General features: G+C 73.6%; 6 protein-coding genes. 1 reads left to right on the plus strand and 5 read right to left on the minus strand.

The window, feature by feature from the left end:
- On the plus strand, positions 1 to 556 hold a 556-nt coding region (locus AC0VX0_RS12135), incomplete at its 5' end, for a hypothetical protein (RefSeq protein WP_475452145.1).
- Positions 557 to 623: 67 nt separating this feature from the next.
- Here the strand turns inward: AC0VX0_RS12135 and AC0VX0_RS12140 are convergent.
- From AC0VX0_RS12140 to AC0VX0_RS12160, 5 genes are all read right to left on the minus strand, one after another.
- Positions 624 to 1,280, minus strand: coding sequence for a hypothetical protein (locus AC0VX0_RS12140; protein ID WP_475452147.1), 657 nt, complete (start codon positions 1,278 to 1,280; stop codon positions 624 to 626).
- A gap of 212 nt (positions 1,281 to 1,492) precedes the next feature.
- A complete protein-coding gene (locus AC0VX0_RS12145; protein ID WP_475452149.1) occupies positions 1,493 to 2,287 on the minus strand; it encodes a division plane positioning ATPase MipZ in 795 nt (264 codons plus the stop codon).
- A gap of 191 nt (positions 2,288 to 2,478) precedes the next feature.
- Positions 2,479 to 2,796: a hypothetical protein gene (locus AC0VX0_RS12150; protein WP_475452150.1), complete on the minus strand. Its 318-nt coding sequence runs from the start codon at positions 2,794 to 2,796 to the stop codon at positions 2,479 to 2,481.
- A 144-nt stretch (positions 2,797 to 2,940) separates the two neighbouring features.
- Positions 2,941 to 3,258, minus strand: a complete 318-nt coding sequence (locus AC0VX0_RS12155) for a hypothetical protein (protein ID WP_439248298.1) — start codon at positions 3,256 to 3,258, stop codon at positions 2,941 to 2,943.
- A 960-nt stretch (positions 3,259 to 4,218) separates the two neighbouring features.
- A complete protein-coding gene (locus tag AC0VX0_RS12160; RefSeq protein WP_473763251.1) occupies positions 4,219 to 4,710 on the minus strand; it encodes a hypothetical protein in 492 nt (163 codons plus the stop codon).
- Positions 4,711 to 5,004 lie beyond the last annotated feature (294 nt).

The following is a 5,004-nucleotide window of genomic DNA, read 5'->3' on the forward strand; positions in this document are numbered from 1 at the left end:
GAACCTTGGGGCTGAGCGGAATGCGCGGCAGGAGCGCCTAGAGGCCGCCCTGGCGCAGCTGATCCTGGGGGTCGCGGCGGCCTACACGCAACCCCACCAGTCGACCTCACGGTCGAGGCTGGAGTCGTGGGAGGCGTCTGCGGCCGATGCGCGAGTCAAGGTCATGCTCCTGACGGGGTCCAGCGAGCTGGACGAGCGGCTTGCGAAGCTCACGGGTGAGTGGCTGAGCAGCTGGAGGTTGCTTGATGACTACGCCGCTGAGATGGCGGTACTGGTCCACAACGCTGCTCAGGACCACTTCGCGGCCCCCGCTGACATAGACCCGGAGGATGCGAAGGTGTATCGGGCGGCTGAGGAGATGCGGCTGATGGGCCCTGAGCTGACGGGCATTCTGCGGGAGCTGAGGACGCCAACCCCGGAGCATGCCCAGGCGGTCGTTCGCCGGCTGGATGAATGGCATGGGCGCTTGCGGGACTACGAGCACGAGTACGGGGACGCGCCGTTGCGCTACTGGTACGAGTCACGCCGCATGCAGGTGCCCCCAGAGTTCGAGTGATTCCAGCTGGGATGGCAGGGCGCCGTGACCCCGGCGGGCATGTCGCCTGCCGAGGTCACGGGCCTGGTCAGAGGGCCTCGAGGCGGCGCAGGTGGGCGGCCTCGCCCGGGTAGCGGGTGCTGGTGAGGTCCTGGGCGAGCATCTGCCCGTGACTGGTGGCGCCGAGGCTCCAGCCGACCAGGCGGGGGTCTCCGGTGCCGTGCAGGTTCAGCAGGGCGTGCTCGGAGACGTGGCGGGTGAGGTCGGCCAGGGGGCCGGCCGGAAGGGACGTGCGCGCCGGCAGGGGAGGGCAGTTCACGGGGGCGACCGGCCGGGGCTGCGCCGGGGCAGGGTGCGCGCTGGCGTGGTTGGGGGCCGTGGCCAGGATGCGCTCGGACTCCGGGATGTGGTCTCCGTCGGCGAGCAGCTGCAGCGTGTGCTCGTCGGCGCGCAGACGGACCCATCCGCACAGGTCGGCCGCGGCGCGCACGCCGTTCCTCAGGCGCGTCAGGCCGGGGTAGTCCAGGGCGACCCGAGGCAGGGGCGAGCCCATGCTCACCAGGCTGGTGTGGGAGCTGGACCACTCCAGGCCGTCCGTGGAGCTGACGCGCAGGATCATCCCGCCGGTGGCATCGGAGAGGGACTGCAGCTCGACGAAGGCGCCAGGGCGTCCGTGGCGGGCGGTCAGGCTGCCGAGGGTCAGGGTGAGCTCCAGCTCGGTGCGGGTCAGGACGTTCTCGTTCATGGGGGCCTCCATGGCTCGGGGTGCTGGGGGCCTCATGCCCCCTGCGACGTGTCTAACCATACATCACAAGGGGGTTGAGTCAAGCACGCGGGGCGACCTCGCCGGCAGCCCCGGCCTCTTGGCGACACGTCCCCTTGACCCTGCGGGCGCCGGCGGCCATCGGCTGGTGCCGCCGATGCCCTCGGCGGAGAGATCCGGCCGCGGGCGGAGCCTCACCGCGAGCGCGCGGTGGGGGGCTCGGGGTAGGCGTCGACGACGGCTTCGGCCACGAGCTGGCCCATGGGCTTGCCGGTGGTGTACTTCGCCCAGCGCAGCCGGGCGTGCGTGGACAGGGGCAGGTCGAAGGAGGTCCGCTTCACCGGCTCCTGGGCCGGGGTCGGCGGGAAGAGGTGGTGGGTGAGTTCGGTGGCCGCGGCGTCCCACGGGGTGGAGGCCTCGGGGATGGTACCCACGGCGTTGGTGTACTGGATCCGCTGGGGGATCGAGGTCGTCAGGGTGGGCACATCCTCTTCCGCGAGCACCTCTCGGGTCTCGCGGTAGAGCGTGGTGGTGGGGGTGGCCATGGTGAGCAGGGCCAGCCGGGGAAGCCCCGGGTAAAGAAGGTCGAGCCAATCCAGCGTGTCCCAGAGGCTGCTCACGTCGATCTGGCTGGGCTGGACCGGGATCACGGCCAGGGCGGAGGCCTCCAGGATCGGGCGCAGTCGTGCGTGGGCTTCTCCGTTGCCGCCGGTGTCCACGAGGACGATCTCCGCGGAGGTCGCCGGCACGGCGCGGCTGGCGGCCTCCAGCAGTTCGAAGGGCAGCTCGGCGCCGTCGGGCAGGGCGGCGCGCGCGTCCTGGATCCACTCGGTGGTGTCGCCGAGGGCGGTGGTGTCCATGACGGCGACGCGGCGGCCCTGACGGGCGAGTGCGGCCGCGAGGTGGACTACGGCGGTGGTGCGGCCGGTGCCGCCCTTGGAGCCCAGGACGGGCACGATGCGCGGGGTCGAGGCGGTGGGGGTGCTCATGGGTGGTCTCCTCCAGGGGGTCCGTTGTCTGGGGTGGGGGTGGTGTGGCGGCGCGGGCGTGGCCCCTCACGGGGTGCCCGCGCCGCCGTGGCCCCATGAGAAGAGCCGGCGCACACCCGCACGCTACCGGCTGCGCCTCCGTGCCCGTCCGCGAGCACGGGAGGGGGCCGGCGCTCGCGGACGGGTGGGGGTCAGTAGACGTGGGCGGGGGGCGCGGCGGGGATGTAGCGGGTCAGGTAGGGCTCCATGGAGGACGGAGGGAGGGTGAAGCCGCCCTCGGCGAGGATCGTGGGGATCTCGGCGCTGGGCAGGACGTGGGCGAGGGACTCGGCCATCCACTCGGAGCTGCCGACGTTGTCCTGGGCGTCCCAGTGCATGGCGGCGGTGAGGTAGGCCGCGCGCTGGACCAGGGCCGTGAGGGTGGAGCGCAGGTGCTCCGGGTCGGCCAGGAGGGCGTCGACGGCGCGCGCGCTCGCGGAGGTCGGTGCGGGGGTGGTGTTCTGGGCCATGGTGGGCCGTCCCTTCGGTCGGGGGTGCGGGGATCCTCTCGATCCCTGCGACGTGTCTAACCATACACGTTTGCGGGTGAGGGTGCAACCCGTCCGCGAGCGCGGTGTCCGGCGCCGCATCGCGGCGACGCCGGACAGGCCGTCTCAGCCCTCGTCGAGGTCCTCGGCCTCGGGCAGGTACGGGGCCAGGCGTGTCTCTACGTCCTCCGGGGGCAGGTCGAACCCGCCCTCGCCGACGATGGCGATCAGGTCCTCCTCGGGCAGCTCGCGGCCGATGTCCTCGGCCAGCCACTCCGTGGTGGAGAAGTTGTCCTCCATCGTCCATTCGGCCTTGGCGGCCAGGTAGGCGGCGCGGTGGACCAGGTTGCTCAGCAGGGTCTGCAGGTGCTCGGGGTCGGCCAGGAGGGTGGCGACCGCGCGGTCGGCGGCGGAGGTGATCTCGGGGGTGGTGTTCTGGGCCATGGGGCCGTCCCTTCGGTCGGGGGTGCGGAGATCCTTTCGATCCCTGCGATATGTCTAACCATACACATATCGGGGAGGGGGTGCAACCCCCGGCCGCGAGCGCCGCCGCCCCATGCTCGGGCGGGCGGCGCTCGCGGATGGTCAGGCCTGGAATCGGCGGTTCATCCTCTCGATGTCCTCGTGGGTCAGGCCGGGGCGAAGGGCGCGGACGACGGCGTCGCTGGCGAGGTTGATCTGGTCGATCTCGGGCCAGGGGCCGAGGTGGTGCAGGTCCTCGGCGGTGACGCCCAGACGCGCGGCCAGGGGGGGAGGGCAGTGCGTGGCCGTCGGGGGCGTAGATGGGGCTGCGGCGGTCCTGCCAGGTGGTGTACGGCTTATCCGCGTGGAAGTCCTGCCAGGCGGTGGCGGGGGTGCTGGAGAGGATCGTGGCGGACGGGCAGCGCATCCCCACGGTGGGGAAGTCGGGGTCCTGGGTGAGGGGCCCGGCCGGCTGGACGGCGTAGAGGGCCCCGCCGGCGGGCCCGGCGGCGTGGTGGCCGGCGAAGTGGCCCGCGAGCGCGCGATCGGTGGTGACGTAGACGTGTGCGGGGTCGTGCTCGCCGCTGCGGTCGGCCACAGCCAGGACAAGCCCGCCGAGGGCCGAGTCACGGGCGGGGAGGTGCTCGAGGTGAGCGCGGGGCAGCAGGGTCGAGCCGATGGGCAGGCCGGCCGGGCCGCCGTGCCAGTACGTGGGGGCCATGAGTGCTCCTAGCGTGCAGGGGGGGCAGGTGGGTCGGGGATCAGGGTAGGCAGGTCGCGGTGCTCGAGCTGTGCGAGGGCGCGCGGGGTGATCATCTCGGCGCCGGCGTGAGCGTCCAGCCGCTCGGCGAGGGTGCGCAGGCGCTGGTAGAGGGTGCGGCGCGGGGGAGTAGGGGCGGCCCCCGGCTCCCCGGGCGCTGGGGCCGGGGGTGGGGGTGGGGGTCAGGACTCGGCGAGGGTGATCTGCTGGCGCAGGTGCTCGGCGCGGCGGGTCAGGCGCTGGCCCTTGGCGACACGTGTCTCGGAGAGGGAGGCGTCCATGCGGCGGGCGATGGAGGGGTGGACGGCCCCGCCGGCGGCGGCCCGGTCGTCCACGGGCGCGGCCGACAGGTGGGCCAGCTCGGCCTCGACGGCGGCCAGCTCGCGGCGGTTGCCCCCCAGGCGTCCGCGAGCGCGCTCGGCTGCGGCGGCCTTGGCGGCCCGGTCCTTGGACTGCTCGGCCTCGATCTCGGCCAGGCGCCGGGCGCGGCGCTTGCGGGCCACGGTGCGGTGGCGGGGGCACAGGTGGCCGTCCGTGGCCGTGGAGCAGACCCGGTCCGTGGAGTCCATCCAGGCCTGGCAGTGGCCCGGGGCGCGCAGCTGTCCGATGACGACGAACGGGGTCAGGGGCAGGTCCGCCTCGACGGCGGCCGGGGTGATCTCGATGGTGGCCATGACGGGCCGTCCTTTCACTCGGGGTGCTGGGATCCTCTTGATCCCCGCGATGTGTCTAACCATACACGTATCAGGGTGGCGGGGCAACCCCGCCCGCGACTGCCGGGCGCGCCGGCTGGCCTGCGCTCGCGGGCCGGCGCGCGGGCGGCCGCCGCCGGGGCGGGCGGCCCCTCTCGGGACCGCCCGCCGGAGCCGGGCCGGTCAGGCCAGGTCGAACCGGGCGAGCATCTCCGCGGCCGGGGCCTCGTAGTGCTCGCCGTCGGCGGCGAGCGGGCCGGTGATCAGCACGGGGCC

This window comes from Micrococcus sp. iso_26 (assembly GCF_056172975.1).

Excerpts from the sequence above, each read along its gene's own strand:
- AC0VX0_RS12140 (WP_475452147.1), bottom strand. The coding sequence starts at position 1,280 with ATGAACGAGAACGTCCTGACCCGCACCGAGCTGGAGCTCACCCTGACC.
- AC0VX0_RS12145 (WP_475452149.1), bottom strand. The coding sequence starts at position 2,287 with ATGAGCACCCCCACCGCCTCGACCCCGCGCATCGTGCCCGTCCTGGGC.
- AC0VX0_RS12150 (WP_475452150.1), bottom strand. The coding sequence starts at position 2,796 with ATGGCCCAGAACACCACCCCCGCACCGACCTCCGCGAGCGCGCGCGCC.
- AC0VX0_RS12155 (WP_439248298.1), bottom strand. The coding sequence starts at position 3,258 with ATGGCCCAGAACACCACCCCCGAGATCACCTCCGCCGCCGACCGCGCG.
- AC0VX0_RS12160 (WP_473763251.1), bottom strand. The coding sequence starts at position 4,710 with ATGGCCACCATCGAGATCACCCCGGCCGCCGTCGAGGCGGACCTGCCC.